Annotated in this window: 26 protein-coding genes; 16 read left to right on the top strand and 10 right to left on the bottom strand. The window is 60.7% G+C overall.

Annotation, left to right across the window (positions count from 1 at the left end; all coding sequences use genetic code 11):
• The first annotated feature begins 178 nt into the window (after window positions 1–178).
• Window positions 179–343 (top strand): hypothetical protein, encoded by a 165-nt coding sequence (locus J7394_RS07070; protein ID WP_170379318.1) that lies wholly within the window; start codon window positions 179–181, stop codon window positions 341–343.
• Between the two features lie 52 nt (window positions 344–395).
• Here the strand turns inward: J7394_RS07070 and J7394_RS07075 are convergent, their stop codons facing one another.
• Genes J7394_RS07075 through deoC form a run of 3 tightly spaced genes read right to left on the bottom strand, consistent with a single transcriptional unit; the run spans window position 396 to window position 4,611 of the window.
• On the bottom strand, window positions 396–1,205 hold the full coding sequence (locus tag J7394_RS07075; RefSeq protein ID WP_170692073.1) for an SDR family oxidoreductase: 810 nt from the start codon (window positions 1,203–1,205) through the stop codon (window positions 396–398).
• Between the two features lie 25 nt (window positions 1,206–1,230).
• Window positions 1,231–3,564 carry an aldehyde dehydrogenase family protein gene (locus tag J7394_RS07080; RefSeq protein ID WP_209251887.1) on the bottom strand — a complete coding sequence of 778 codons (2,334 nt, stop codon included), beginning with the start codon at window positions 3,562–3,564 and terminating at the stop codon, window positions 1,231–1,233.
• 48 nt (window positions 3,565–3,612) lie between these two features.
• Window positions 3,613–4,611 carry a deoxyribose-phosphate aldolase gene (gene deoC / locus J7394_RS07085; RefSeq protein WP_209251888.1) on the bottom strand — a complete coding sequence of 333 codons (999 nt, stop codon included), beginning with the start codon at window positions 4,609–4,611 and terminating at the stop codon, window positions 3,613–3,615.
• Between the two features lie 202 nt (window positions 4,612–4,813).
• On the opposite strand from deoC, the gene J7394_RS07090 reads away from it, so the two are divergent.
• The 7 genes from J7394_RS07090 to J7394_RS07120 all read left to right on the top strand — a co-directional run bounded on the left by J7394_RS07090 (window position 4,814) and on the right by J7394_RS07120 (window position 13,501).
• Window positions 4,814–5,767, top strand: a complete 954-nt coding sequence (locus J7394_RS07090; RefSeq protein WP_209251889.1) for a metal ABC transporter solute-binding protein, Zn/Mn family — start codon at window positions 4,814–4,816, stop codon at window positions 5,765–5,767.
• 3 nt (window positions 5,768–5,770) lie between these two features.
• Window positions 5,771–6,574 carry a metal ABC transporter ATP-binding protein gene (locus J7394_RS07095; RefSeq protein ID WP_209251890.1) on the top strand — a complete coding sequence of 268 codons (804 nt, stop codon included), beginning with the start codon at window positions 5,771–5,773 and terminating at the stop codon, window positions 6,572–6,574.
• A 3-nt stretch (window positions 6,575–6,577) separates the two neighbouring features.
• Window positions 6,578–7,783 carry a metal ABC transporter permease gene (locus tag J7394_RS07100; protein WP_209251891.1) on the top strand — a complete coding sequence of 402 codons (1,206 nt, stop codon included), beginning with the start codon at window positions 6,578–6,580 and terminating at the stop codon, window positions 7,781–7,783.
• On the top strand, window positions 7,780–8,709 hold the full coding sequence (locus J7394_RS07105) for a metal ABC transporter permease (RefSeq protein WP_209251892.1): 930 nt from the start codon (window positions 7,780–7,782) through the stop codon (window positions 8,707–8,709). Before J7394_RS07100 ends, J7394_RS07105 begins: the two co-directional genes overlap by 4 nt.
• Window positions 8,710–8,997: 288 nt before the next feature.
• A complete protein-coding gene (gene mutL, locus J7394_RS07110; protein ID WP_209251894.1) occupies window positions 8,998–10,860 on the top strand; it encodes a DNA mismatch repair endonuclease MutL in 1,863 nt (620 codons plus the stop codon).
• Window positions 10,861–10,917: 57 nt separating this feature from the next.
• Window positions 10,918–12,147 (top strand): DNA recombination protein RmuC, encoded by a 1,230-nt coding sequence (locus J7394_RS07115; protein WP_209251896.1) that lies wholly within the window; start codon window positions 10,918–10,920, stop codon window positions 12,145–12,147.
• A 28-nt stretch (window positions 12,148–12,175) separates the two neighbouring features.
• On the top strand, window positions 12,176–13,501 hold the full coding sequence (locus J7394_RS07120) for an adenylate/guanylate cyclase domain-containing protein (RefSeq protein WP_209251898.1): 1,326 nt from the start codon (window positions 12,176–12,178) through the stop codon (window positions 13,499–13,501).
• 4 nt (window positions 13,502–13,505) lie between these two features.
• Here J7394_RS07120 and J7394_RS07125 read toward each other — a convergent pair whose 3' ends face one another.
• The 3 genes from J7394_RS07125 to J7394_RS07135 are packed head-to-tail and all read right to left on the bottom strand — an operon-like array spanning window position 13,506 to window position 15,273.
• Window positions 13,506–13,910, bottom strand: coding sequence for a hypothetical protein (locus J7394_RS07125; RefSeq protein ID WP_209251900.1), 405 nt, complete (start codon window positions 13,908–13,910; stop codon window positions 13,506–13,508).
• A 45-nt stretch (window positions 13,911–13,955) separates the two neighbouring features.
• Entirely contained in the window at window positions 13,956–14,606 is a 651-nt protein-coding gene (locus J7394_RS07130; protein WP_209251903.1) for a ChrR family anti-sigma-E factor, read from the bottom strand.
• Between the two features lie 10 nt (window positions 14,607–14,616).
• The gene (locus tag J7394_RS07135) at window positions 14,617–15,273 is read right to left on the bottom strand and encodes a sigma-70 family RNA polymerase sigma factor (RefSeq protein WP_247748101.1); all 657 of its coding nucleotides are present in this window, start codon (window positions 15,271–15,273) and stop codon (window positions 14,617–14,619) included.
• Between the two features lie 150 nt (window positions 15,274–15,423).
• Here J7394_RS07135 and J7394_RS07140 point away from each other — a divergent pair, with 150 nt between their 5' ends.
• The 4 genes from J7394_RS07140 to J7394_RS07155 all read left to right on the top strand — a co-directional run bounded on the left by J7394_RS07140 (window position 15,424) and on the right by J7394_RS07155 (window position 17,226).
• Window positions 15,424–16,194: a DUF1365 domain-containing protein gene (locus J7394_RS07140; RefSeq protein ID WP_209251905.1), complete on the top strand. Its 771-nt coding sequence runs from the start codon at window positions 15,424–15,426 to the stop codon at window positions 16,192–16,194.
• Between the two features lie 87 nt (window positions 16,195–16,281).
• On the top strand, window positions 16,282–16,599 hold the full coding sequence (locus tag J7394_RS07145; RefSeq protein WP_170482210.1) for a DUF3775 domain-containing protein: 318 nt from the start codon (window positions 16,282–16,284) through the stop codon (window positions 16,597–16,599).
• Between the two features lie 139 nt (window positions 16,600–16,738).
• A complete protein-coding gene (locus J7394_RS07150) occupies window positions 16,739–16,966 on the top strand; it encodes a DUF1127 domain-containing protein (protein WP_209251907.1) in 228 nt (75 codons plus the stop codon).
• A 56-nt stretch (window positions 16,967–17,022) separates the two neighbouring features.
• A complete protein-coding gene (locus J7394_RS07155; RefSeq protein ID WP_209251909.1) occupies window positions 17,023–17,226 on the top strand; it encodes a DUF1127 domain-containing protein in 204 nt (67 codons plus the stop codon).
• 101 nt (window positions 17,227–17,327) lie between these two features.
• Here the strand turns inward: J7394_RS07155 and J7394_RS07160 are convergent, their stop codons facing one another.
• The 4 genes from J7394_RS07160 to J7394_RS07175 are packed head-to-tail and all read right to left on the bottom strand — an operon-like array spanning window position 17,328 to window position 20,816.
• Window positions 17,328–18,470: a saccharopine dehydrogenase family protein gene (locus J7394_RS07160; RefSeq protein ID WP_209251911.1), complete on the bottom strand. Its 1,143-nt coding sequence runs from the start codon at window positions 18,468–18,470 to the stop codon at window positions 17,328–17,330.
• A 3-nt stretch (window positions 18,471–18,473) separates the two neighbouring features.
• Window positions 18,474–19,526: a saccharopine dehydrogenase gene (locus tag J7394_RS07165; RefSeq protein WP_209251913.1), complete on the bottom strand. Its 1,053-nt coding sequence runs from the start codon at window positions 19,524–19,526 to the stop codon at window positions 18,474–18,476.
• 14 nt (window positions 19,527–19,540) lie between these two features.
• Entirely contained in the window at window positions 19,541–20,155 is a 615-nt protein-coding gene (locus J7394_RS07170) for a glutathione S-transferase family protein (protein WP_209251915.1), read from the bottom strand.
• Between the two features lie 10 nt (window positions 20,156–20,165).
• A complete protein-coding gene (locus J7394_RS07175) occupies window positions 20,166–20,816 on the bottom strand; it encodes a histidine phosphatase family protein (protein WP_209251917.1) in 651 nt (216 codons plus the stop codon).
• A gap of 134 nt (window positions 20,817–20,950) precedes the next feature.
• Here J7394_RS07175 and J7394_RS07180 point away from each other — a divergent pair, with 134 nt between their 5' ends.
• The 4 genes from J7394_RS07180 to gcvP all read left to right on the top strand — a co-directional run bounded on the left by J7394_RS07180 (window position 20,951) and on the right by gcvP (window position 26,870).
• On the top strand, window positions 20,951–22,144 hold the full coding sequence (locus tag J7394_RS07180) for a Zn-dependent hydrolase (protein WP_209251919.1): 1,194 nt from the start codon (window positions 20,951–20,953) through the stop codon (window positions 22,142–22,144).
• 280 nt (window positions 22,145–22,424) lie between these two features.
• Window positions 22,425–23,522: a glycine cleavage system aminomethyltransferase GcvT gene (gene gcvT, locus J7394_RS07185; RefSeq protein ID WP_209251921.1), complete on the top strand. Its 1,098-nt coding sequence runs from the start codon at window positions 22,425–22,427 to the stop codon at window positions 23,520–23,522.
• Between the two features lie 17 nt (window positions 23,523–23,539).
• The gene (gene gcvH / locus J7394_RS07190) at window positions 23,540–23,905 is read left to right on the top strand and encodes a glycine cleavage system protein GcvH (RefSeq protein WP_170680939.1); all 366 of its coding nucleotides are present in this window, start codon (window positions 23,540–23,542) and stop codon (window positions 23,903–23,905) included.
• Window positions 23,906–24,014: 109 nt separating this feature from the next.
• Window positions 24,015–26,870 carry an aminomethyl-transferring glycine dehydrogenase gene (gcvP, locus tag J7394_RS07195; protein ID WP_209251923.1) on the top strand — a complete coding sequence of 952 codons (2,856 nt, stop codon included), beginning with the start codon at window positions 24,015–24,017 and terminating at the stop codon, window positions 26,868–26,870.
• Window positions 26,871–26,888: the final 18 nt, after the last annotated feature.

Raw genomic sequence — 26,888 nt, forward strand, 5'->3', positions numbered from 1 at the left:
CATTGATAGCAAGCGATGCGCCGCTTACCGGATCGGCAACTCTCCGCCTTAACCAACCGTTAACGCGTCTTGGCCATACTTTAGCCAGAAATGTCGAGAATTCTGTGGTAATCGGGATGAGAGAGGGGATTCCTTTGGTCCTCATCTCTTGTCACAGCTTGGGATGGATAGTGACGCTATGGTAGTTGCGATTATGGGATTGGGAACAGTTGCGGGGTTGCTGACCTTTGCTGCCGCTCTGATTCTTGGCCAATCCCTGCTCAGCGCCTTTGCACTTTACGTAGTGGCCGGCGTGCTGACCTCGCTGCTGGTTGCCGCAGGGATTTATTTCAGAAGCTCTTGAGCTAGCTGTAGCCGAAACAAAACCCTACGGCTGAGCATTCAGCCTTCAAGCTTTAGCCCTTTTTCGCCGCCCGCAGCATCTGACCCATCATCTGGCCAAACTTGCCCGAGCCGCGCTGATACAAGGCTCCATCAACCGCCATGACTGTGCCGCTGATATAGCTGGCCATATCAGAGCTGAGGAACAGACAGGCGTTGGCCACGTCTTGCGGTTGGCCCCAACGGCCCAATGGAACGTCCTTGCGCAGCGCTTCGCCCGCATCGGGGGTTGGCGCAAGGCGCTTGGCCCCTTCAGTACCTTCGATAAAACCAGGCACGACCGAGTTCACACGGATGCCTTCGACGCCCCATTCCATGGACAAGGTTCGGGTGATCTGATCAACGCCCGCCTTGGCCGCGCAGACATGCGCCTGCCCTTCGTAAGGCAGATAGGATTGCGGGGCCGAGATGTTGATGATGCTGCCACCGGGCCGTTTGAGGTAAGGATAAGCCCCTTTCAAAACATGAACGGTGCCCATCAGATCGATGTCGACAACGGTTTTGAACGCATTGACCGACATCTCGGACATCAGCGCCGGGAAATTCCCTGCCGCGCCGGATACCAAAACGTCGAAATCGCCAAACGCGTCATGGAACTGTTTCAACCCCGCCGCCACTGCGTCCGGATCGCGCACGTCAAACGCCGCACCGATGGCCTCTGCCGCGCCTGCCGCTTTCAGCGCAGCGACCGTGTCATCCACTTTCTCTTGTGAACGGCTGGCAACGGCAAGTTTGGCGCCCGAGGCCGCAAAGGCCTCGGCAATCCCCCGGTTAATACCGCTGGTGCCGCCAATGACGATGACGGTTTTGTTTGCAAAGTCCATGTGGGCCTCCCGTGATGCGGGAGCCCTACTCGCCGTAGGGCACCCAGATGTTTTTCACTTCGGTCGCAGCCTGCAGGAAGCGGCGGGAATGGTCCATGCTCCAGTCAAATGCCGTCGCGTTATTGACCCAGGTTCGTTTCAGGTTCCCGGCTGAGACAACCTCGATCTCTTTCGAGAGATCCGTCGAAGAGAAGGACCAGACCGCATCCACGTTCAGGTGTGAGGCCAGTGGTTTCGCCAATTCCGCATGGCTGCCGGTTAGGATATTGACCACACCGGCGGGCACGTCCGAGGTCTCGAGGATCTGATAGAAATCGGTGGCGGCCAGCGGATACGGCTCGGATGCGGCCAGGACCACCCGATTCCCCATCGCAATCGCAGGCGCCATCGCCGAGACCAGACCCAGCAGAGGTGCCTCATCCGCGCAGAGTGCGCCGATCACGCCGACGGGTTCTTTCATGGCGATTGCCACGCCCCGGATCGGAACGCCATGCACCTGACCGTCATATTTGTCGGCCCAGGCGGCTGCGGTGAAAAGGCGCTGGATCGAGGCTTCGACCTCTTTCACGCCGTCTTTCTTGCCGGTCATGGCGTCGATACGGGCAGCGAATTCACCCGCGCGGGCCGAGAGGTTTTCGCCGATATAGTATAGGATCTGTGCCCGCAGATGACCGGTGGTCTTGGACCAGCCTTTCGCGCCAGCGGCGGCCTCAACCGCGTTGCGGACGTCCTTGCGGTTGGCCAAACCCACGTGACCCAACAGACCTGCCTTGCCCCAGACAGGCTTGGAATACCCGCCATCCGGCCGCGCCTGCTTGCCGCCCACATACATCTTGGCGGTGCGGTCGATGGGGTCGACCGAGGCACCTTCGCCCATGGTCGCCTCGACCTTTGTCAGCGCCTTCGCCTTACCCTTGGGCTTGGTATAGGCCGCCAGCCCTTCCCAACCGCCTTCGCGGCCAAAGCCGCTTTCGCGCATACCGCCGAACCCCGCGGCGGCGTCGAACAGATTGGTGGCGTTGACCCAGACTACGCCCGCAACCAGCTTGGGCGCGATATCCAGCGCGAGGTTCACATTCTCGGTCCAGACCGTCGCGGCCAGTCCGTAGCGGGTGTTGTTGGCCAATTCCACGGCCTCAGCCGGGGTGCGGAAGGTCGAGGAGACCAGAACCGGGCCAAAGATCTCCTCCTGCATCAGCGGGTCCGAGGTCTCGAGCCCCGAGATCAGCGTGGGCGGGTAGTAGCAGCCGTTTTCCGGCAGCTCGCAGGCCGCGTGGTGAACATGGCCTGCGGTGTTGCTGTCGACCATGGCTTTGATCGTCTGCAACTGAACCGGGTCCACAACCGCGCCGACGTCGATGCATTTGTCCAGCGGATCACCGATGCGCAAGCCGTCCATCCGGGCGCGCAGCTTGTTGTGAAAGCGGTCGGCAATGCCCTCTTGCACCAGCAGGCGGGACCCTGCACAGCAGACCTGCCCCTGATTGAACCAGATCGCATCGACCAGACCTTCGATGGCTGAATCGATATCAGCGTCGTCGAACACGATATAGGCGGACTTTCCGCCCAGCTCCAAGGTCAGTTCCTTGCCCGATCCAGCCGTCGCCTCGCGAATACGCCGCCCCACAACGGTCGAGCCGGTAAACGCGATCTTGTCCACGTCCGCGTTTACGATCATCTCGCCCACAGCGCCGTCTCCGGTCACGATATTGACGACGCCCTTGGGCAGCCCAGCCTGCGAGCAGATATCAGCGAACAGCAGCGCGGTCAGCGAGGTATACTCGGCCGGTTTCAGAACCACCGTATTCCCCATCGCCAGCGCGGGCGCGATTTTCCAGGCCAGCATCAGCAAGGGGAAGTTCCACGGGATGATCTGCCCGCACACGCCCAAGGCCTCGGCATCGGGCAACTCACTCTCCATCAATTGCGCCATACCGGCGTGATAGTAGAAGTGCCGCTGCGCCAGAGGGATGTCGATGTCACGCGATTCCCGGATTGGCTTGCCGTTATCCATGCTCTCCAGCACGGCGAACAGGCGCGCGTGTTTTTGCAAAAGCCGCGCAATGGCATAGAGATACCGCGCCCGGCCTGCGCCGCCCAGCTTCTCCCATTTTGGCTGTGCCTTGCGGGCAGCGGCGACGGCGGCGTCCACATCAGCCTGCTTGGCCTGGGTCAGCTTGGCCAGCACCTCTCCGGTCGCGGGGTTGCGGCTTTCGAACCCCTTGCCCGGTTTGGTGAAACTCCCGTCGATATAGTGACCGAACGCGTCACCCTGATCGACCAGCCAGGCCAGCGCCTCAGCCGCGCTTTCAGGGGCCGGGCCATAGTCCATGGTCTCAAAAATCTCTTTCACGCTCATGACTTCATCTTTTCCCAAATACTCACTGTCCTGACATCAGCCACAGGCTCAGCCGAGTGAATGACGATAACCAGCCGAGTACGCCCCGGTGACATAGTGTTCCAACTGCCGTTCGATATCGCCCAGCAGTGACGAGGCGCCAAAGCGGAACAGGTCCGGCTCCAGCCAGCGGTCGCCCAGCTCATCCTTGATCAGCGACAGGTACACCAAGGCATCCTTGGCCTTGGAGATACCACCCGCAGGCTTGTACCCCACACGATACCCGGTGCGGTCACAGTAGTCGCGGATCGCGCGGATCATCACCAGAGAAACGGGCAGGGTGGCGTTGACGCTTTCCTTCCCGGTCGAGGTCTTGATGAAATCCGCCCCCGCCATCATGCACACCAATGAGGCGCGGGCGACATTGCGCAGGCTGCCCAGCTCTCCGGTCGCCAGGATGGCTTTGACATGGGCATCGCCGCAGGCGGCGCGGAAGGCCTTCATCTCATCGTACAAAGCCTGCCAGTCCCCAGACAGCGCGTGACGGCGCGAGATGACGATGTCGATCTCTTCCGCTCCGGCTTTCACGCTTTCTTCGATCTCGGCCACGCGCAGATGGAATGGCGACAGGCCCGCCGGAAACCCGGTGGAGACGGCAGCCACCGGTATCCCAGTGCCCTTCAAAGCGGCAACGGCAGTTTCGATCATGTCGTGATAGACGCAGACGGCCCCAGTCGTGATCGCAGGCATATCCAGCGCTTGCAACGTTGCTGGCGCAACCGGCTGGCGCGCTTTGGCGCACAAACGGCGCACGCGTCCTACCGTGTCGTCACCCGATAGGGTGGTGAGGTCGATCATCGTGACTGCCTTCAGCAGCCACGCGGCCTGATAGTCCTTCTTCACCGAGCGCCGACCGGGCAGAGTTGCCGCGCGGCGCTCAATGGCCGAGGTATTGGCCTGAACGGCCCGAACCCAATCCAGATCAAGGTCCATTCCAGGGTTTCTGGGTTCAGTGACTTGCGGCAGATGCGCGGTGCGCACGGGGCTGTCTGAGCGCTGCGGTTCCATTCTCACATCCTTTGGGAGGTTTGCGCCAAAATCGCACGGCTTGGCAATAAATGGAAGGCAGCAGAGCGGCCTTGTGGTATTTTTTTGACCATTTGGACAAATAAACTAGGATTTTGTTGCGACTAATTCGCAATAGCATTGACTTAGTTGCGAGTCGTTCTCATATTTAAACGCAACAGGGTCCGAATTCCGGAGATCAACTATGATTCGTCGCAGTTTCCTTGCTGCTATAGCTATCGCTAGCGCCATGCCGCTTGCTGCATGGGCGCAGGCGCCGCTGAAAGTCGTGGCGACGACCGGCATGATTGCCGACGCCGTGCGACAGGTCGGTGGCGATCAGGTCGAGGTAAAGGGCCTCATGGGTCCCGGCGTTGATCCGCATGCCTACCGTCAGACCCGCAGCGATATCGTCGCCATGACCCGCGCAGATCTGGTGCTGTGGCACGGTCTCTATCTCGAAGCGCAGATGGAAGATTTCTTTGAAGATCTCAGCCGTAAGCAGACCGTGGTAGCCGTGGCTGAAGGCGTAGATAAATCCAAATTGCGCGCGCATGACGACTATGCCGACAAATATGACCCGCACATCTGGATGAGCCCAACCCTGTGGGCCGATGTGGTCACCATGGTCCAAGAGACATTAACCGAGGCCCGCCCCGAAGCTGCCGAGATTTTTGCCGCAAACGCACAGGCGCATCTGGCCGAGCTGGACGCCCTGACAGCCTATGCCGAAAGGGCCCTGACAGCAGTGCCCGAAGACAGCCGCGTTCTACTGACCGCCCATGACGCCTTTGGCTATTTCGGTGCGGCCTATGGCTATGAGGTAATGGGCGTTCAGGGCATCTCGACCCAGTCCGAGGCCGGTCTGAACCGGATCGGAGAATTGGTCGACACTTTGGTCGACCGCCAGTTGACCGCTGTGTTTGTAGAAAGCTCGGTCTCGGATCGCTCGATGCGTGCGCTGATCGAAGGGGCTGCGGCCAAGGGCCACAAGGTCTCGGTCGGGGGTGAGCTGTTCTCGGACGCAATGGGCGAGGATGGCACATATGAGGGCACTTATGTCGGCATGCTGGATCACAATATCACCGTGATCGCAGGGGCCTTGGGGGCGGATGTTCCCGATCAGGGTCTGAACGGCAAACTGTCCGCGGGGTTTTGAGTGATGCTGGAGCTTGCAGCGGTTCAGGGTGTGTCCGTCGAAGACCAAGGGATTGAGGCCAGCCCACTGGCTGTGCGTGGCCTGACAGTCTCATACGGTCAGAAGCCTGCTGTATTCTCTGTGGATATGACCGTTCAGCCGGGGGCGATGACCGCGATTATTGGCCCCAACGGGGCAGGGAAATCGACACTCCTGAAAGCGGCGCTTGGGATCGTGGCGCCCTTGTCCGGGCAGGTGACTGTATTTGGTCAACCACTCGAGGAACAACGTGCCCGGATTGCCTATGTCCCGCAGCGCGCCAGTGTCGACTGGGATTTCCCGACCCGCGTAATTGATGTGGTTCTCATGGGCCTGTCGCGTCAACTGGGCCTGTTGGGCCGTGCCCGCGCGCGGCACAAAGCGGCTGCGATGGATTGCCTGAACCGCGTTGGTATGCGCGACTTTGCGGATCGTCAGATCGGTCAGCTGTCCGGCGGCCAGCAACAGCGGGTGTTCTTAGCCCGTGCCTTGGCGCAGGACGCCGATCTTTACCTGCTGGACGAGCCGTTCGCCGGCGTCGATGCGGCCACCGAAAAAGCCATCATCGCGGTGCTGAAATCGCTGAAAGAGGGGGGCAAGACCGTCGTGGTCGTCCATCACGATCTGGCCACGGTCTCGGATTATTTCGATCATGTCTTCTTGATCAACACACGCAAGATCGCCGAGGGTTCGGTGGCGCAGGCCTTTACCGCCGAGACCCTTCAATCCGCATACGGAGGCCGCTTGGCCACCGCCCAAATCGACCAGATTTCGCGCGCGCTGGGGTAGAGAATGCTCTGGGATGCGCTCAGCCTGCAGCTTGGTTACAACGCCACGCTGGTCGCTATCGGTGCGAGTTTGCTGGGAGTCGCGGCCGGTGTGACCGGCACCTTTCTGTTTTTGCGCAAACGCGCGCTGGTCAGTGACGCGATCAGCCATGCGACTTTGCCGGGGGTCTGTCTGGCCTTTATGTTGCTTGTGGCTTTGGGTGGGGACGGGCGCAACCTTCTAGGGCTGCTGGCCGGATCGGCAGCGTCGGCCTGGGTGGGTCTGCTTTGCCTGAACTGGCTAACCCGCCACACGCGACTGGCCGAGGATGCCGCCATAGGCGCGGTTCTATCGGTGTTTTTCGGTTTTGGCATCGTTCTGCTGACCGTCATTCAGACCATGGGCGTTGGGCGGCAAGCGGGGTTGGAGGGGTTCCTTCTGGGCTCAACCGCCGGGATGCTGTGGGCGGATGCCTTGATCATCGCGATCGGAGGCGCGGCGACCCTGGTGCTGGTGATGATCCTGCGTCGCCCTATGACTTTGGTGGCGTTTGACCCCGAATATGCCGCCGCCCGGGGCTTGCCCGTGCATCGCATTGACCTTGCCATGATGGGTCTGGTGATGGCGGTCACTGTGGTGGGTCTGAAGATCGTTGGTCTGATCCTGATCGTGGCTTTGCTGATCATCCCTCCAGTCACCGCGCGGTTCTGGTCCGAGCGGTCGGATCGCGTCGTCTTGCTGGCCGGTCTCGCGGGTGGTTTGGCGGGCTATATCGGCGCCGCCCTGTCGGCCACTGCGCCGAATCTGCCGACTGGGCCAATCATCGTTCTGGTCAGCTTCGCCTTCTTCGTCTTGTCCCTGTTCCTCGCCCCGGTTCGAGGCGTTCTGGCCGCCGTTCTGCGCCATCTGAGGTTCCAACGTCGGGTGCATATCCGGCAAGGGCTGTTGGCTTTGGCGCAAGGCCAGAAGATCTACGAGCCTTTGACCCTGCGCCTGTTGCGACGCGCCGATCTTGTGCGCGCCGATGGCGTGGCGACCGAAGCCGGAAAAGCCCGCGCCGCCAAAGCCTTGCGCGATGAAAAACGGTGGGAGGTCGTGCGCGCGGATCAGGCGCATGAGGCGACTGCCGCGCTGTATGATGGCCTGCGCGATATCGAAACCGTACTGACCAAGGATCAGATTGCCGAAATAGACCACCGCATCGGCGGACCACAGGGGGTTCCGACATGAGTGGTGAGGAATTCGTACCCCTGTCGTTGACGCCGCTGCTGATCGGCACCTTTGCGGCGATCGCCTGCGCCTTGCCCGGCAACTTCCTCGTGCTGCGCAAACAGGCGCTGATCGGGGATGCGATCAGCCATGTGGTGCTGCCCGGTATCGTTGTGGCCTTTCTGCTGACCGGAGCGATCTCGACCTGGCCCATGATGCTGGGCGCGGCGGGCGCGGCGATCGTGGCCGTTGTTCTGATCGAGGCGATCCGGAGGCTGGGTCAAATCGAGCCGGGTGCGGCGATGGGTGTGGTCTTTACGACCATGTTCGCGGCAGGTGTGCTGCTGTTGGAGCAGACAGATACCTCGACAGTGCATCTGGATGTGGAACATGCGCTGTATGGCAATCTGGAAAGCCTGATCTGGCTGGATGCGACGGGCTGGTCTTCGCTTTGGGATCTGCAGGCCTTGGCCGGGCTGCCACCGGAACTGCCTCGGATCGCGGTGACGATGCTGGGTGTTCTGCTGTTCACATGGCTTTTCTGGCGGCCGCTGAAAATCTCGACCTTCGATGAGGGGTTCGCGCGTACCATAGGCATCCGCACGGGCGCGCTAGGGCTGGCGTTGGTCATCGTCGCCGCGATCGCCGCCGTTGCCGCCTTTGATGCGGTCGGCTCGATCATCGTGATCGCCATGTTCATCTGCCCTCCTGCTGCGGCACGCATGATGACCAACCGGCTGGAGACGCAAATTGCCTGGAGCGTGGGATTCGCCATCCTCTCAGCTGTTTCGGGATATGTGCTGGCCGGGTATGGCCCGCTTTGGCTGGGTGCAGCGGACGCCGTCAGCGCGGCAGGGATGATCGCCACAATGTCCGGCGTGATTCTGGCCCTGACCGCCCTCTTCGGCCCGTGCCGCACCCGAGTGGGTGCGCACACGCCTGCGTGAAGCGGCACTTTCCTGCCACCGGTTCCCGCAGGTCATCGGCTGAACTTTGCCCAGAGTAAACAAAGATGACTCTTAATAAGCAATTTAACTAATTGCGTGTTAGGTCAATTGCATTACCGGCTAACACCTACCACTCACTTCGGTAAGTCCGGGCAGGGTTTGGTGAGGGCGGCACAGCCAGCCCCCGAACACTGTCCGGCCCCCCTCCCTTGTTGATCTGATAGATCGGCCGATATTACGGTTCAATCCGGTGGCAGAATCGGGCCGTGATGTGCTAGGTCTGGTGGTATGGCGCAGACGACCCCCAATATCAGCGAAACACGACCCGTTATCCGGCAGCTCGACGATGCTGCGATCAACCGCATCGCCGCCGGTGAGGTTGTCGAACGTCCGGCCTCGGCCGTCAAGGAACTGGTCGAGAATGCCATCGACGCCGGAGCCACCCGTATTGCCATAGATATCGCGGACGGGGGCAAGACCTTGATTCGTGTCACCGACGATGGCTGTGGTATCGCGCCCGAGGACTTGCCGCTGGCCTTGTCGCGTCATGCGACCTCGAAAATCGACGGGTCGGACCTTTTGAACATTCACACCTTCGGCTTTCGGGGTGAAGCTTTGCCCTCGCTCGGCGCGGTAGGTCGTTTGTCGATCACCAGCCGCGTTTCGGGGGCGGATGCGGCGTCAATCACTGTGTCGGGCGGCCGGATGGAGGCGGTGAAGCCCGCCGCACTTCGGGCAGGCACAGTGGTCGAGCTGCGCGATCTGTTTTTCGCTACGCCGGCGCGGCTCAAGTTCATGCGCACCGACCGGGCCGAGGCGCAGGCCATAGGCGATACGGTCAAACGCCTGGCCATGGCCGAGCCTTCCGTCACGTTCACCTTGCGCGATGTTTCGGGCGGAGGTGAGGGCCGCGTGACCTTCCGCGCCGACCGCGAGAATGGCGATCTTTTCGATGCCCTCCACGCCCGTTTGGCCCGCGTGATCGGTCGCGAGTTCGCCGAAAACGCCCTGCAGATCGATGCGACGCGCGAAGGTATTCGGTTGTACGGCTATGCTGCCCTTCCGACCTATTCGCGCGGGGCTGCGGTTGCGCAATACCTGTTCGTCAATGGCCGTCCAGTCCGTGATAAGATGCTGACTGGCGCGCTTCGGGCCGCATATTTCGACTTCCTCAGCCGTGACCGCCACCCGGCTGCGGCGCTGTTTATCGACTGCGATCCGACGCTGGTGGACGTGAACGTGCATCCCGCCAAGTCGGAGGTTCGGTTCGGCGATCCCGGCGTTGCGCGCGGTTTGATCGTATCCGCCCTGCGCCACGCGCTGGCCGAGGCCGGGCATCGCGCGTCCTCGACCGTTGCCAATGCGACTTTGGGCGCGATGCGTCCCGAGGCGCCTCAATCCGCCCCCGCGCGGGTCTACCAGATGGACCGCCCGTCGCAGGCGGCTCGGCAAGCAGCGTATCGGGCGCAATCCCCCGGCTTTGCTGAATTGGCAAGGGACTATAGCGGCAGCATCGTTGAACCGACCCCGGTTGTGACCCCGGTGACCACTGAAGAACCTGTGCCGCAGGACCTTCCCTTGGGCGCTGCACGCGGTCAGGTGCATGAGAATTACATCATCGCGCAAACAGCCGACGGGATGGTCATCGTCGACCAGCACGCGGCGCATGAGCGGTTGGTCTATGAAAAACTCAAAACGCAGATGGCCGAAAATGGCGTCGCCGCGCAGGCTTTGCTGATCCCCGAGATCGTCGAACTGTCCGAAGGCGATTGCGCGCGGTTGATGGCAGTGGCCGATGACCTCTCACGCCTTGGCCTGACGCTCGAGCCTTTTGGCGGCGGTGCCATTGCCGTGCGCGAAACCCCTGCCATTCTGGGCGAGGTCGATGCCCGCGCGATGATCCTGGATATCCTCGATGAGCTGGCCGATCAGGGCGACAGTCAGATGGTGCAAGCGCGGATCGAGGCGATCCTCAGCCGCGTTGCCTGCCATGGTTCGATCCGCTCTGGCCGCCGGATGCGGGCCGAGGAAATGAACGCCCTGCTGCGCGAGATGGAGGCCACCCCGCATTCCGGCCAATGCAACCACGGGCGACCCACTTATGTTGAACTGAAACTCAGCGATATCGAGCGTCTGTTCGGGCGCAGTTGATCGGGTCTCGCGAAGTGTTTAAGAAGATAGAAACAAAACGAGAACATACAGGTTCATATGATTGAGATTGCAGGCACCCAATATGCACTGAATGACCCCGTAATCCTCGTTGCGGGTGGCGTTCTGGCGCTGATCCTTTTGTTGCTGTTCCTGTCGCTGCGGGCGTCGCAGCGTTCCGCCCGGATGGCAGAGCCTCTGGCGCGTCAGATGGCGCATCTGGGGCAACATGTGCAGGCTTTGGGGCAGGGGCAGGAGCAATTGCGTGGCGGGTTGCAGCACGTCTCGGACACCCAGGCCAATGCGCAGGTGCAGGTGATCCAGACGGTCGAAACCCGCCTGTCCTCGGTGCAGCAGCAGATGAATGACCGGCTGGCCGACAATGCTATGAAATCGGCCCGCGCGCTGGCGGAGATGCAAGAGAGGATGAAGGAATCGCTGCACGGGTCCTCGAAACAGACCGCGACCTCGCTGACTCAGTTGCAGGAGCGGTTGGCCGCCATCGACAAGGCGCAGGATAACATCACCAAGCTGTCCGGCGATGTGTTGTCGCTGCAGGATATCCTATCGAACAAGCAGACGCGGGGTGCGTTTGGTGAGATTCAGTTGAACGACATCGTCTCCAAGGCGCTGCCGCATGACAGTTTCCAGTTGCAGGCGACACTCTCGAACGGCCGCAGGGCGGATTGTCTGATCCATCTTCCGAACCCACCGGGGCCGATTGTGATCGACAGCAAATTCCCTTTGGAGGCCTATGAGGCGCTGATCGGATCGACCAATGACGCCGAGCTGAAGGCGGCGGTGCAGATGTTCCGCAGCACGGTGCGCAAACACATCAACGATATCGCTGAGAAATACATTCTGGATGGCGAAACCGCCGATGGCGCGCTGATGTTCCTGCCGTCCGAGGCGGTCTACGCCGAGTTGCACGCCAAGTTCCCCGAATTGGTGCAGGAGAGTTTTACCAAACGCGTTTGGATCGTGTCACCGACCACCTGCATGGCGACGCTGAATACGATGCGCGCGATCCTCAAGGACGCGCGGATGCGAGAACATGCAGGCGCCATCCGCAAAGAACTTGGGATGCTACACAAGGATGTCGAGCGTTTGGGCGACCGCGTTGCCAATTTGGATCGCCATTTCGGGCAGGCGGCCAAGGATATCTCGGACATCAAGATCAGCGCGGAAAAAGCTGGCCGCAGGGCGCAACGGCTTGATAACTTTGATTTTGAGGAACTGGCGCCAGAGGCCCCCTCGGAGGTCGTCCCTTTAACGCGGCACGAGGGCTGAGTGCGCATCCTGACAGACAGGTTGCTGAATGAAAAATGCGGCGCACCCGCCAGAAATTGACCAACTGCTGAGAACGGCCGAACAGGACGCGGAGCAGATCGTTGGCCTGTTGCGAATGGGGGTGGCAGCAGGTCTTGGCGTCTTCTTCCTCGTCACGATCCAACCGGTTTCGAACAGTGGACATGCGGTTCTGGAGCGCCAATGGGCGTTCGCGTTCGGAACCCTCTTTGCCTATTTCCTGCTTGGCTTCGTGACTTGGATGGCGGCTAGCAGGGGGCGCTTTTCGGGTTGGATGGCGTGGCCTGTGTCAGGCGCAGATTCTGTGTTCCTGATTGTTTCGGTTTGGTTGGGCTTACTCAATACCGGTCTTGTCGGGGACGAGGTCTTCGTTTTGCCCGCCGTCTGGCTGGCCCCTGTAGTCCTGGCTTTCGGAGTATTGCGCGGCAACCCCAAGGTCATGTTGATGCAGGTTGTCTTGCTGTCGCTTGGGTTTCTGTTCCTGATCGGGATAGATGCAGGATCTGCGCGGGGTCACACAGACAGCCCCATCTGGCTGTTTCTGGCACCCCCTCCCAACCTGATCCGCGTCTTCATGATCGCTCTGGCCGGGGTGGTTCTGATCGTCGCCGCAAGGCGGGTTCACAAGTTGCTGTTCCAATCCATAACTGAGGCGCAGCGTCGCGCGAACCTGACGCGCTACCTGCCCTCGCAGGTCGTTCAGGACCTCGGCGACAGCGGATTGGCGGCTTTGAAAAACGGACGCCGCCAGAAGGCCGGTTTGATTTTCATCGATCTGCGCGGTTTCACGACACTGTCGCAACAGCTGGAGCCGGATGAGGTCTCTGAGCTGATCTCAGACTACAGACGCCGGGTCTCGGCCGTTGTGCGTCGGGAAAACGGGATCATCGACAAGTTCATCGGAGACGCTGTCATGATCGTGTTTGACGGAGAACAGGCCGCAAAACGGTGCCTGAACTGCGGCGCGGGACTGTTGAAAGAAATGGCCCGATGGACCGCCGAGCGCAAATCGGCGGGCCTTCCTTCACTTGGCACCGGAATCGGCTTGCATTGGGGTGAGGTTTTTCTCGGAGTGATAGGCGATCAGGACAGGCTGGAGTTTTCAGTGTTCGGAGATGCGGTGAACACAGCCGCAAGGCTTGAAAGCCTGACCCGCGATCTGGAAATGGACCTGATCGTCTCGAACGACCTTGTGACAGCGGCTGGAGGGCCGGACCTCTTGGACGGGCTGGTCAGCATCTCCCCGATCGAGGTCAAAGGCCGCAGCGGTGCGTTGGAGTTGTTGGGGGTTCCTATCCGGTCTGAAAACGCCGAAGACCCCAGCGAGGGCAAGTAGCACCTTACTGGATCGACAGATCCAGATTGTAGCCCACGGTTTTGCCCATATCCCGGTCATTTCCCATCAGATAGACACGGATCGTATAGTCTCCGTCTTCGGGCAGATCGATCCGGGCAGTGTTGCCGTCAATCGAGCCGTTATAGATCGCGACGCCATCGCTGCCGGGAGGCAGGATGTTGAAATAAATCACACCATTGCCGTTGGTGTCGCTGACCTTGAGATCGGCAAACATCTCTTGCCCGGCTTTCGCGCCAAGCGAGTAGTCAAAATACTCGTCTCCGGTTACGGTACCGTTGACCATTGTGCCAAAGTTGCCTGGCTCGAATTTCACATCGGCCTTCATTTGGGCAGACGCAATCGAGGCAACGCACGCAACGCCAAGCGCGATCATATAAATTCGGTTCATAACATATCTCCTGTCAGAGGCAGTTCTGATCCGAACCATACACGATCAGATCCGCAGGAAGGGCTGGAAAAGACGCGGCATCAGTTTGCTAAACTTCAGCGGTGCATCTGTGACAGCCAAGCAGATGCAATCCTCGGTGATGTCCGCCGTTGGCGTGTGATGCAGGTCTTCATCTGCAATCTCGACATCGCCGCGCGCGAAGCGATCAACCTCATCCGAAAAGGCGCCCTGAAGAACCATCGTCAGTTCCGTACCATTGTGACTGTGATCCGGAACAGCGACACCTGCAGGGATGAACAGCAAGCGGGCGGTGGCCTCTTTGCTGGTCGGCAGGATCGCCTGTTTCACGCCCATGCCAATCGGTTTCCACTGAATGTCATCAACTGTCCCACCGACATAGTCTTGCAGGGGGGTCGGCAGGATGGCGCAGCCCGGACGGGCGGGCTTGGGGGTCGGTGCGCCTTGAGAAATCAGGGCCATCGTCGCGGCTAGGGATGAGTCGCTCATGCTGACAGCATCTGGTTGCGCGTCCAGAACATGTCCGCCCACGGCCTCATAGCTTTCGGCGCGGGCACGGCAGTGGTCGCACAGTGACAGATGGGTTGCGACCATCAGGTCGAACGCCTCGGGCAGCGAGCCGGCGGCATAGGCCATCAGCAGCTCATCTGTCAGGTGATGTTTAATCGACTGGCTCATCTTGCTCATCTCAGTTCATCGCGTGGCGCAAGCGGTCCAGCGCCAACCTGATACGTGATTTGATCGTTCCCAAGGGCAACCCGGTCTGAGACGCAATCTCTCGGTGACTCAGGTCCCCGAAATACGCCTTCTCGATCAGTTCTCTCTGCGCCTCGGGCAACGCCAGCATGGCGGTGCGCAGCTGCGCGGTTTCCTGTTGCAGCGCAAGGACATCGTCTTGTTCCGGCTCAGCCTCGGGCCCCCATCCCAGTTCCTCGGGTTCAGGGCGACGTTGCTTGCGCAGGACGTCAATGCGCTTGTTCCGAGCGATGGTGAACACCCAAGTGGCCACCGTGGCCCGTGACGGATCGAACAGATGGGCCTTGTGCCACAAGGTCGCCATCACCTCTTGCGCGCATTCTTCGGCCAGCGCGGCGTCGGATCCTGACTTCATCAGGAACGCCTTGATGCGCGGAGCGAAATGCTGGAACAGCTCGGCAAAGGCCGCCTGGTCCTGCGCGTCTCGGATGCGCCTGACTTGGTCCACCCACTCGGTCCTGGTGTCGCAACTGCCGTTCGTTCCGTTCACCTGTCTACCCTTGATGCGTTTCTTTGCGCGCCAAGGCTGAGGGGCGGCCTGTTCAGCCGCAGGTTCGTCCAAGGTCACGGTATTGATCTCGGTAAACATAACCGGATTACGCGGGGGGCACCAAGGCGGATCACTTTCATGTCACAAAAAAAGTCCAAACCGGGGTGGATTCCGTATTTCAAATGACGTCTCTTTTCTGAAAAGGGCGCAAGTCGAACAATTAACAGGCAAAGCAGGACGCGCGGCGGAATGAAAAATATCGACCACATAGCAGGTTACACCTTTCACGGTCGCAAAGGGGCGATTGAAAACGCCTTTCGCTATTCGGTCGATTACATCCTGCTGGACCCCGAGGCCGATCTGTCCACGCCGCTGCTTTTTTCGGTCGACCGCGTGAACATCACCAATTGGCGCAGGTCAGATCACGGCGGTGAACCGGGGCAGGGGATCGGAACCCCATGGTTGCGCGCCCGGTTTGAGGAACTGGAGGTGCCCCAGCCGGCGCAGATCATGTTGCTGACGCAGCCGAGGGTTCTGGGCCATGTTTTCAACCCTGTCAGTTTCTGGTTCTGTTTCGATCGGGATGGACAGCTTTACGCTGTGGTCGCTGAGGTCACGAATACTTACGGGACGCGCCACAGCTATGTTTGCCACAAGCCGGGTTTTGCGGTCATCGACCCTTCGGACCGGGTGGTGGCGGACAAGCTGATGCATGTGTCGCCCTTCCAGAAGATTGAGGGGAATTACACGTTCCGCTTCGACTATCGCCCCGACCGTGTTGGGGTTTGGATCGACTATGGACGGGAAGGAGGCGGGCTGATCGCCACGCTGACGGGTCCGCGTCAGCCTCTGACCAACCGCTCTATTCTGTGGTCGTTGTTGCGCCGTCCGTTTGGCGCGCGACGCACCTTTGCGCTGATCGTGTGGCAGGCAATCAAGCTGTGGATCAAGAAAGCCCGGTTTCGTCCGTTCCGCACCGCGCCTGTTCCGGAGCAGCCTGTGTCGCGGGTTCGGCGATAGTTGCCCCTCTGTTTGCGTAAGATCAAAGACTCGGGGTGCGTGTCGGGGTCTGATGTGTCGAAACCGCGAACAAGAGGAGCTGAAGGCATGTTGGAAATTTCGGCAAGGAAAGTGGCTCAGGTTGCTATGATGGGGCGTGAGCTGGGACGGGCCGAAGGTGAGTTGCGCGCCTTTGTCGACCGGATGAGCGAGGATGAGCAGGCCGAGTTGGTCGCCATCATGTGGATCGGGCGCGAAAGCTTTTTCGCCGAGGATCTGGCCGAGGCCATTGCCACCGCCAAATCCGAGGCCTCAACCCCCTGCGCCGATTATCTGATCGGCACGCCGCATATGTCGGACCATCTTGAGAACGGCTTGGATGCGTTGGGCATATCGGCTGAGGATATCGAGAACGATCTGATGTAGCCGAAGGCTCCGGATAGCGCGTGCCATCGCGCCCCATCTTCCTAAAGAAACTTTAATGGAACGCTGCTTTTTGGTTAACGCAGCGTTCCTTTATTTGATGTCAGTACTGCACTGAAAATCAAATTTAGGAGGAAAAGAAATGGCATATACACATACTGCAGAAGCCCGGACTGGCCTCTTTGACGGTTTGTTCTCGAACTACGCGGACGCAAAGGTCGAGTATTTTCGCAGACGCATTTTCTCGAACACGGTGCGCAATCTGGAAAGACTTTCGGATCGCCAACTCGCGGATATCGGGATTGATCGGAGCGAGATCAAACAGCGCGCCTATGAGAGCGTTTTCAACGGTGCCCCGCTTCGACATTGAAACAGGGCCCGCGACCGTTCGCGAGCGCCGTTTTCAAAATGAGTGAGGTAACGAATATGTTTGATGTCATCCCGCCCGTAGATCAGCCAACGCCATCCGCTACGGCTCTGCTGTTGTTTGATCGCGCCATGCGTATCAGGGCCATAAGTCCGGAAATTGTGCGTGCTGCGCAGTATCTGGATGGCCTGAGCGACAATCAGTTGGCCGAGTTGGGCATAAACCGCAGCGATATCGAGGACACGATCAATCGATATATCTGACGCTCGGGCGTCGTAAGGAAAGCCAGACTAAGAGATGGAAAAATACGAGATTGAAGGCCATTCCAGACATGCTGGGATGGCCTTTTTCTTTTGCCGGCTGGTTAACCCAGGTGATCCACGATTTGCAGATGCTGCGCGAGCGTGTCGATTTCACCCATCCAGCTTTGCACCAGTTTCGGGTCGCTGGGGGCGGCGTGAACGCCGGCAGGGATGGCGCGGTTCAGGACGGCCTCAACGGCCAGTGAAACCGGGATCGACACCAGACGTGCCATCGCGGTGCCGCGTTCATCGCCCCAGGCATCCATGACGTAGGTTTTGTTCCAAACCGGGGCGCCGTCATTCTCGGCTTTCAGGCCGACGCAAAGCACCACGCGGTCGGGCTCGCCTTCGTCATAGGCGTTTTCGGCCCAGAACTGGTCGGACATCTCCTTCAGACGCGCGTCGCCTTCGGGGCCTGAGAGGGTTTCGATTTCGGTAAACACGTCGGCCCAGGCATCGGTCCAGCCATTCAGGCGCAGGGTGCCGCGGACGAACTCTTTGACCGGCCAGTGATCCTCAAACTGGTATTCGGCCATGAAGGGCAGCGAGTCGCGGTTTGGGTAGACCTCGAAGCTTTCCGGGGTCGGCAGTGGCGCGATATAGCTGCTGATCGCGTCCCAAGGGCGGGCGACGTCCAGCGGGGCATAGTCGCGGATCGATTTTGACGGTGAGCGAAGCGCCTTGAGTACGCCCAGTGGCGACCAGCTGAACTTGTAGCGGAACGGGTTCGGGTTCTTAGGGATGCCGCCACAATAAGAAATAAAACTCAGATGGTTTTGCGCATCGAACGCCTCCGAGGCGCGGTAGTCGGCCATCAAAGCATGCGCCATCAGGTGGTCGATGCCCGGGTCCAGACCAACCTCATTGACCAAAGCCACACCAGCCTCGCGTGCCTTGTCGTCCAACGCACGCATTTCGGGGGCAATGTAGGAGGACGAGACAAAGTTCGCTTCCTTGGAGATCGCCAGTTCCGCCAGCGGCACGTGCCAGTCGCCCGGCAGCATCGAGACGATCACGTCGCCCTTCTCCAGCACCGCACCCAGAGCGTCGATGTCAAAGGCGCGGATGTCGTCGGTCAGGTCTCCGACCTCGGCTTTGGCCTTTTCGATGGTTCGGTTCCAGACGGTGACCTTGTGCCTGCCTTCGATCAGGCGGCGCAGGCCGGGGATGGCCGACAGGCCGGTGCCACACCAGTGAATCGTCATCGCTCAGATCCCTTCGATATGAGTTTTATAGGTTGCTTCTGCCCGACCCCAGACGCCGCTGCCCAGATCGGTGAGCGTCAGCAGGGACGGCAGCAGTTGCGCCGCGTAGTCTTGCGAGCTTTCGACTGGCAGCATCGAGGGCAGGTTGTCGATGGCCATCACATCCATCACCGGGTCGGTGGCCACGCGCAGGGCGGGCGCCTCCCATGTGGTGGCGCGGTCGTAGACCGGTACCGGGTTGTAGTCGCTGTCCGGGTCGCAGGCCACGTCGCCGATGGCGGTCAGGGTGCGCGGGGCGGTCAGAGCGTCACGCGGGACAAAGACCGGCGTGCCGGGGCGGGCGAAGATGCAGTTCAGGAACAGGTTGTGGTTCAGGATGTCCGGGAATGGCCCGCCGCTGGCGGTCTCGGCCATGTCCCATTTGGTAACGGCGACGCCCATCGCTTCGCACATATCTGCGGCACCCGTGCCCACTCTGCCCAACGCGCCGATGACGATGGCACGGGGGCGGGTGCCAATGGCGTTCAGCTCGGCCAGCAATTCGGCATTCAGGGCGTCTTTGTTGGCATAGACGCCAACGGGCGGGCATTCCTGTCCGCATTGCTGTGCGGCCCATGTTTTCAGTGTGACCGCGGCACCGGCATAGCCAGCCCAATAGCCAAAGGCAGCGACGCGGCGGCCGTTTTCGTCGACCAGATATTCCAGATCATAAAGCGTGCCGCCACCCGCCTTGAACCGCTCTAGCAAAGCCCGACCAGAGTGCTGGCCCTTGTAGGCATGGCCAAACATGATGTGGCGATGAGGCAGGGGTGTGCCGTCCTCGGGCAGCTCTTTCAGGCCGAAGATGATTGCGTCCTTTGGGGCCTCGGGCCAGCTGTTTTCAGCCGCGATCTCGCAGCCTGCGTCTTTGTATCCGTCCAGCGGGATGGCACGGACAGAGCTTTCCTCGACCGTCACACGAACGCCTGCCGCGATCAGTGCGGCGGCGCCTTCCGGGGTCATCCCGACCCGATCCTCGTTCGGGCGCTGTTCTGCCCGGACCCAGAGATGTGTCATCGTAATTCCTTTTGTCAGAGCATTCCGGCGGCATGGACCGCCTGAACGGAAGGGCGTGCCTCCATCGCTTCGCGGAAGGCGAGGATTTTGTGGAAGGCCGAGACGTCAACGCCGTCGCCCTCCAGCCAACTGCACACCACATAGAGATAGGCATCGGCGAGCGAGAAGGCCTCACCCAGAACAAACGGCCCGCGCAGCCCGTTCGACGAGATGTATTTGCAGGACGCGGTCATGGTCTGCGCGACCTTGTCCTTCATGTCTTTCCAGCTGGATTTCTTGTCGGCCCAGCGGTGCGCGCGCATCTTGTGGGCGTGATTCACATGCATGGTCGAGGCGAGGTAATACATCACCTCGCGCATCCGCGCAGCCATGACCGGGTTTTCGGGGACCAGCCCAGCCTGCGGGGCGATGGTTGCGATATAGTCGAGCAACGCGCCGGTTTCGGTCAGGATACCGCCATCCACCGCCAGCGCCGGAACCCGGCCCTTGGGGTTGATCTGCTTGTAGGCGGGCTTGGTCTGTTCGCCATCGGCAAAGTCCAGCCGGATCGCCTCATAGTCCAGACCGGCCTCCTCAAGCGCGATGGCAACAGCGACCGAGATGGTGCGGGGAGCGTAGTAAAGCTGCATCGGGACCTCCTTACAGATGGGTCTGGGCGAATTGCCGGTCTGGCGCTTCCAGATGCGGGGTCGCGTTGAAAAGAACCGGGCTGAGCTGCGCTCCAATCGGGTGGAGGCGGTGCAGCGAGGTGTTCATGATGGCAAGTGCCACCCGCGCCATCGACGGGATATCCAGACCCATTGCCTGCCGAACCACCATCGAGATCAGCCCGCCCGAAGTGACGACAATGGCCGGCCCGCCCTCGGTTCCGATCTCATGCAGGGCGTCGCTGACGCGGGTTTCGAACTGTTCGAAACTTTCGGGCGCATCCTGGATGTCGCCAGCGGCCCAGGCGGCGAATGTACGGGGCAGGTGATCAACAAACCCTTCGCGATCTGTCGGGATCGCCACACCGTGCTGTTCGTGAAACAGCTGCGCCAAGGTGAAATACTCGATCTCATTCAGGCGTGCATCGCGAACCGGCTCGGGCAGCCCCATGCTGGAGGCGGTTTCAACATGCCGGGTCAGCGTGCCGCAATAGACGCGAGGATAATGCGCGCGCGTGTCGCGCAGATGCGCGCCCAGCCAGCGCGCCTGCTGGTGGCCCAGATCGCTGAGCTTGTCATAGTTAACCTCGTCCCGCGCTGCCGTGTTGGCCTGACCGTGACGAACCAGTGTGATATGTGACATGGCGGTCCCTCTTGCTGGCAAGTCTTAGGGCAGGTTCCGGGCCGGGGCCAGAGGGGTTCGGCAAAAATCGAAGTGTGATTGCAGGTTGCCACCCTGGCGCTATGGTGGGCCGCGCAATACGTTGGGGGGAGTTCATGGCAATCAACGAAAACCGCTTTGTGGCCGATCTGCACAAGCTGCGCGAATTCGGAGCCTCGGGCGTTGGCAAAGGCGTCATCCGTCCGGCCTATTCCGAGGCCGACATTGCCGCCCGGACATGGCTTGCAAACCGGATGGCTGATGCAGGCCTGACCCCGCATTTCGATCCGGTCGGGAATCTGTTTGGTTTGGCGGACGGGCCGTCCCTGCTGATGGGGTCACATAGCGACAGCCAGCCCGAGGGCGGTTGGCTCGACGGTGCTTTGGGCGTGATCGCCGCGCTGGAGATTGCGCGCAGCAGTGATCAGCCTGTCTCGGTCGTCAGCTTTCAGGATGAAGAGGGACGGTTTGGCGTCACCACAGGTTCGGCCATCTGGTCGGGCGGTTTGCCTTTGGATCAGGCGGACGAGCTGACCGACCATACGGGTATACCTTTCGCTACAGCTCGGGGCGCGATGGGAGATTTGACCGAGGGCTTTGTCGATCCCACCCGCTTCACCGGCTTCATCGAGATGCATATCGAACAAGGCCCGACGCTTGATACCCAGAAAGAGCAAATCGGCGTTGTCACCGACATCGTTGGCATACGCGATATGGTGGTTCAGTTCGAGGGTCAGCAGAACCATGCCGGAACCACCCCGATGCATCTGCGCCGCGACGCGTTTCAGGCTCTGTCTGCGTTCAACACCCGTTTGAACGACCGGTTCCGAAACGTGGTTACGCCGCAAACCGTCTGGACCATTGGGCATGTAGATCTGCACCCCAACGCCTCGTCCATTGTACCGGGACGGGTGCGGTTTTCGGTGCAATGGCGTGACGGGGATGCCGACCGTTTGGCAAGGATGGAGGAGATCATTCGCGTTACAGCCGCCGAGATCGCGGCAGAGATGGGCATGGGCCTGAGCTACGGCCCGATGCTGGGATTGGAGCCCGTGGCCATGGACCCTTCGCTGAGAGCAGCGTTGGAGCATGGGGCCGAACAGGTCGCGTCCGGTAAATGGCGCAGGATGCCCTCGGGCGCGCTTCATGATGCCACCAACGTCTCGCGCCTGATGCCGGTTGCCATGCTGTTTGTGCCGTCTATCAACGGAATCAGTCACGATTTCGCCGAGGATACCGCCGAAAGTGACCTGATCGCCGGGCTTCACGTGCTGGATCACGCTGTTCAAAGGCTGCAGCCAAAACCGTAGCGAATCCGCAAATTCTCAATCGTAAGCATGACCATAGCCGCAATCCGAGTTGAACGCGCAGCTTCGCGAATGTGCCAGTTTCCAGCGCTGGGAATATCGTCTGTTGCCTAACGGAAAAAAGTTTCCTATAGGAACATTATCGATGCATGCGCTCGTATACATGCTCGCTCTGGCTGCGGTTCTTCGCCGAAACACCAAGGCTGAATCGTTGCATTAGTTCCAGCTTGGGGCGAACTTACGGGTATGCGTTCAGAACACTCGATACGAAAAGGTATCTGCCATGACCGACGCGCCAAAACGCACCCCACTTTACTCTCTTCATGTTGAGTTGGGTGGAAAGATGGTTGATTTTGCGGGCTGGGAGATGCCTGTTCAGTATCCGTTGGGGATCATGGGGGAGCACAAGCAATGTCGTGAGAAGGCGGCGGTGTTTGATGTGAGCCATATGGGTCAGGTGATCCTGCGCGGTGAGAATGTGGGCGAGAAGCTCGAGGCGCTCTGCCCGCAGGCCTATGCGACGCTGAAGGAAGGCAAGGCGCGGTACGGGTTCTTTACGAATGAAGACGGCGGGATCATGGATGACCTGATCGTGTCGAATGCGGGGGATCACTACTTTGTGGTGGTGAACGCGGCGCTGCGCCATCAGGACATTCCGCATATGCGCGAGCACCTCGAAGGCGTCGAAGTGACCGAGATCTTCGACCGCGCGCTGGTTGCGGTGCAAGGCCCCGCAGCGGAGAACGTTGTGGGTGAGCTTTGCCCGCCCGCCCGCGATCTGAAGTTCATGGAAACCACCGTGGCCGATATCAACGGCGTCGAATGCCGTATCTCGCGCATGGGCTATACCGGTGAGGACGGCTACGAGATCTCGATCCCCGAGGACAAGGCCATCGAGATCACCCGCGCCTTCCTGGCGCATGAGGATTGCGAAACGGCCGGTCTGGGCGCGCGCGACAGCCTGCGGCTGGAGGCGGGGCTGTGCCTCTATGGCAATGACATCGACCAGAGCACCTCGCCCATCGAAGCCTCGCTCAGCTGGGCGATCCAGAAGCGCCGCAAGGAAGAGGGCGGGTTCCCGGGGGCCGAGCGCATCCAGAGAGAACTGGCCGAGGGCGCATCCCGCAAGCTGGTGGGCATCAAGCCCGAGGGCCGCGCACCTGCGCGTCAGGGCGTTGAGATCCAGTGTACGGAAGGCAACACCATTGGCCAGATCACCTCGGGCGGGTTTGGCCCGACGGTCGGTGGCCCCGTTGCGATGGGCTATGTGTCCGCAGGGCACGCAGAGCCGGGCGAGACCGTCAATCTGATCATTCGGGGCAAGCCGCAACCAGCGCAGATCGTGGCGCTGCCCTTCGTCACCCAGAATTACAAGCGTTGAAGTCAGGAGAGAGAAGCATGGCAACCTATTATTCTGAAGAGCACGAGTGGATCGACGTGAACGGCGATACAGCCACTCTGGGCATCACCAAACATGCCGCCGAGCAGCTGGGCGATGTGGTCTTCGTGGAACAGCAGGAAGTGGGTGACGCGTTTGAGAAAGACGGCGAGATCGGCGTGATCGAATCCGTCAAGGCGGCGTCCGAGCTCTATGCCCCGGTTGATGGCGAGATCGTCGAGGTCAACGAGGCGCTGGCCGACAATCCTGGCGCGCTGAACGAAGACCCCGAAGGTGAGGCATGGATCTACAAGATCAAGATCACCGACGCCTCGCAGCTGGAAGATCTGATGGATGAGGCCGGTTACAAGGACTTCATCGGCTAAACCCACGGCGGATCTTTGCACGGATCCGCCCTTCATCTGGCTAAAAATATCCCCGCCGGAGGCTCCCGCAGTCGACGCCGGGCCTGACCTATCCGTGAGGAGCGCACCAATGGCTTTCAAACTGACCGACTACGAAGCCTACGACTTTGCCAACCGTCGCCATATCGGTCCCAGCCCGACCGAGATGCGCGACATGCTCAAGGTGATCGGCTTCAAGACGCTGGACCAACTGATCGACGCCACCGTCCCGCCCGCGATCCGGCAGAAAGAGCCGCTGGACTGGGGTCCGGCGATGACCGAACGCGATGCGCTCTTTCACATGAAAGAGGTCGCCAGCAAGAACACCGTTCTGACCTCGCTGATCGGTCAGGGCTATTACGGCACCACCACGCCCGCGCCGATCCTGCGCAACATTCTGGAAAACCCGGCCTGGTACACCGCCTACACACCTTATCAGCCCGAGATCAGCCAGGGCCGTCTTGAGGCGCTGCTGAACTTCCAGACCATGGTCAGCGACCTGACCGGGCTGGACGTGGCCAATGCCTCCTTGCTGGACGAAGCCACAGCGGCGGCCGAAGCCATGGCGATGGCCAAGCGCGGCGGGCGTTCGAAAGCCAACAACGCGGCCTTCTTTGTTGACAAGAACTGCCACCCGCAGACCATCGCAGTCATCAAAACCCGCGCTGAGCCTTTGGGGATCGACGTGCAAGTCGCCGATCCTGACAACCTCGACGCAGGTGCCGTCTTTGGCGCGATCTTCCAGTACCCCGGCACCCACGGCCATGTGCGCGACTTCACCAAGGAAATCGCAGCGCTGCACGAACATAAGGCGATCGCCATCGTTGCTGCCGACATCCTGTCGCTGGCCCTGCTGAAGTCACCGGGTGAGATGGGCGCGGATATTGCCATCGGCTCGACCCAGCGCTTTGGCGTTCCGATGGGTTATGGCGGCCCGCACGCCGCCTACATGGCGACCACCGACAAGCTGAAGCGCTCCATGCCGGGTCGGATCATCGGGGTGTCGATCGACAGCCGCGGCAACAAAGCGTATCGCCTCGCGCTGCAAACCCGCGAGCAGCATATTCGCCGCGAGAAAGCGAACTCGAACGTCTGTACTGCGCAGGCGCTGCTGGCGGTGATTGCCTCGATGTATGCCGTGTATCACGGCCCCGACGGCATCAAGGCCATCGCGCAATCGGTACACCGCAAGACCTCGCGCCTGGCCGCTGGCCTGGAAGAGGCGGGCTTCTCGGTCGAACCCGAGGTGTTCTTCGACACCATCACCGTTGAGGTCGGCCATCTGCAGAAGACCGTCATGGAGGCCGCCGTGACCCGAGGCGTCAACCTGCGCAAGGTTGGCGACACGAAGGTGGGCATCAGCCTGGACGAACAGACTCGCGCTGAGACGATCGAAGCGGTCTGGGGAGCCTTCGGCATCGACCGCCAAGACGACAGTTCGAACGTCGCCTATCGCCTGCCGGATTACGCGCTGCGCGAGACGCCCTATCTGACCCATGAGATCTTCCACAAGAACCGGGCCGAGGCCGAGATGACCCGCTATATGCGCCGTCTGGCCGACCGCGACCTGGCGCTGGACCGGGCGATGATCCCGCTGGGGTCCTGCACCATGAAGCTGAACGCCACGATCGAGATGATCCCTGTCACCTGGCCCGAGTTCGGCAATCTGCACCCGTTCTGCCCGGAAGATCAGGCGCAGGGCTATCACGAGATGATTGCCGATCTGAACGATAAGCTGTGCCAGATCACCGGCTATGACGCGATCTCCCAGCAGCCCAACTCGGGCGCGCAGGGCGAGTACGCAGGCCTGCTGACCATCCGTAACTATCACTTCGCCCGCGGCGAAGGGCACCGCAATGTCTGCCTGATCCCTACCTCGGCGCACGGGACCAACCCGGCCTCGGCGCAGATGGTGGGCTGGCAGGTGGTCCCGATCAAGGCCGACGAGAACGGCAATATCGATCTTGTCGATTTCCGCGAAAAGGCCGAGAAACACTCGGATCATCTGGCCGGTTGCATGATCACCTACCCCTCGACCCATGGCGTGTTCGAGACCACCGTGCAGGAGGTCTGCCAGATCACCCATGATCACGGCGGTCAGGTCTATATCGACGGGGCCAACATGAACGCCATGGTCGGCCTGTCGCGTCCCGGTGACATTGGCGGCGACGTCAGCCACCTGAACTTGCACAAGACCTTCTGCATCCCGCATGGCGGTGGTGGCCCCGGCATGGGTCCGATCGGCGTCAAGGCGCATCTGGAAGAGCATCTGCCCGGCCACCCGGAATACGGCACCGCTGTGGGTCCGGTCTCGGCGGCGCCCTTTGGCTCTCCGTCCATTCTGCCGGTCAGCTGGGCCTATGTGCTGCTGATGGGCGGCGCGGGCCTGACGCAGGCGACCAAAGTGGCGATCCTGAACGCCAACTACATCGCGGCGCGTCTGCAGGATGCCTATCCGATCCTCTACACCTCCGAGACCGGACGCGTGGCGCATGAATGCATCCTCGACACCCGTCCGCTGGACGAGGCAGCGCATGTGACCGTGGATGACGTCGCCAAACGGCTGGTCGACAGCGGCTTCCACGCGCCGACCATGTCCTGGCCGGTGGCGGGCACCCTGATGGTGGAGCCCACCGAGTCCGAACCCAAGGACGAGCTGGACCGTTTCTGCGACGCCATGCTCTCGATCCGGGCCGAGGCGCATGACATCATCGACGGCAAGATCGACGCGGAAAACAACCCGCTGAAAAACGCCCCCCACACGGTGCGTGATCTGGTCGGCAACTGGGACCGCCCCTACACTCGCGAACAGGCCTGTTTCCCGCCGGGTTCCATGGGCGTCGACAAATACTGGTCACCCGTCAACCGCGTCGACAACGCATACGGAGACCGAAACCTCGTCTGCACATGCCCACCAATGGAAGCATACGAAGAAGCCGCCGAATAAAACTAATAGACCCCGCCG

It is taken from the genome of Ruegeria sp. R13_0, from assembly GCF_017743995.1.
In the GTDB taxonomy this organism is placed as follows: domain Bacteria; phylum Pseudomonadota; class Alphaproteobacteria; order Rhodobacterales; family Rhodobacteraceae; genus Ruegeria.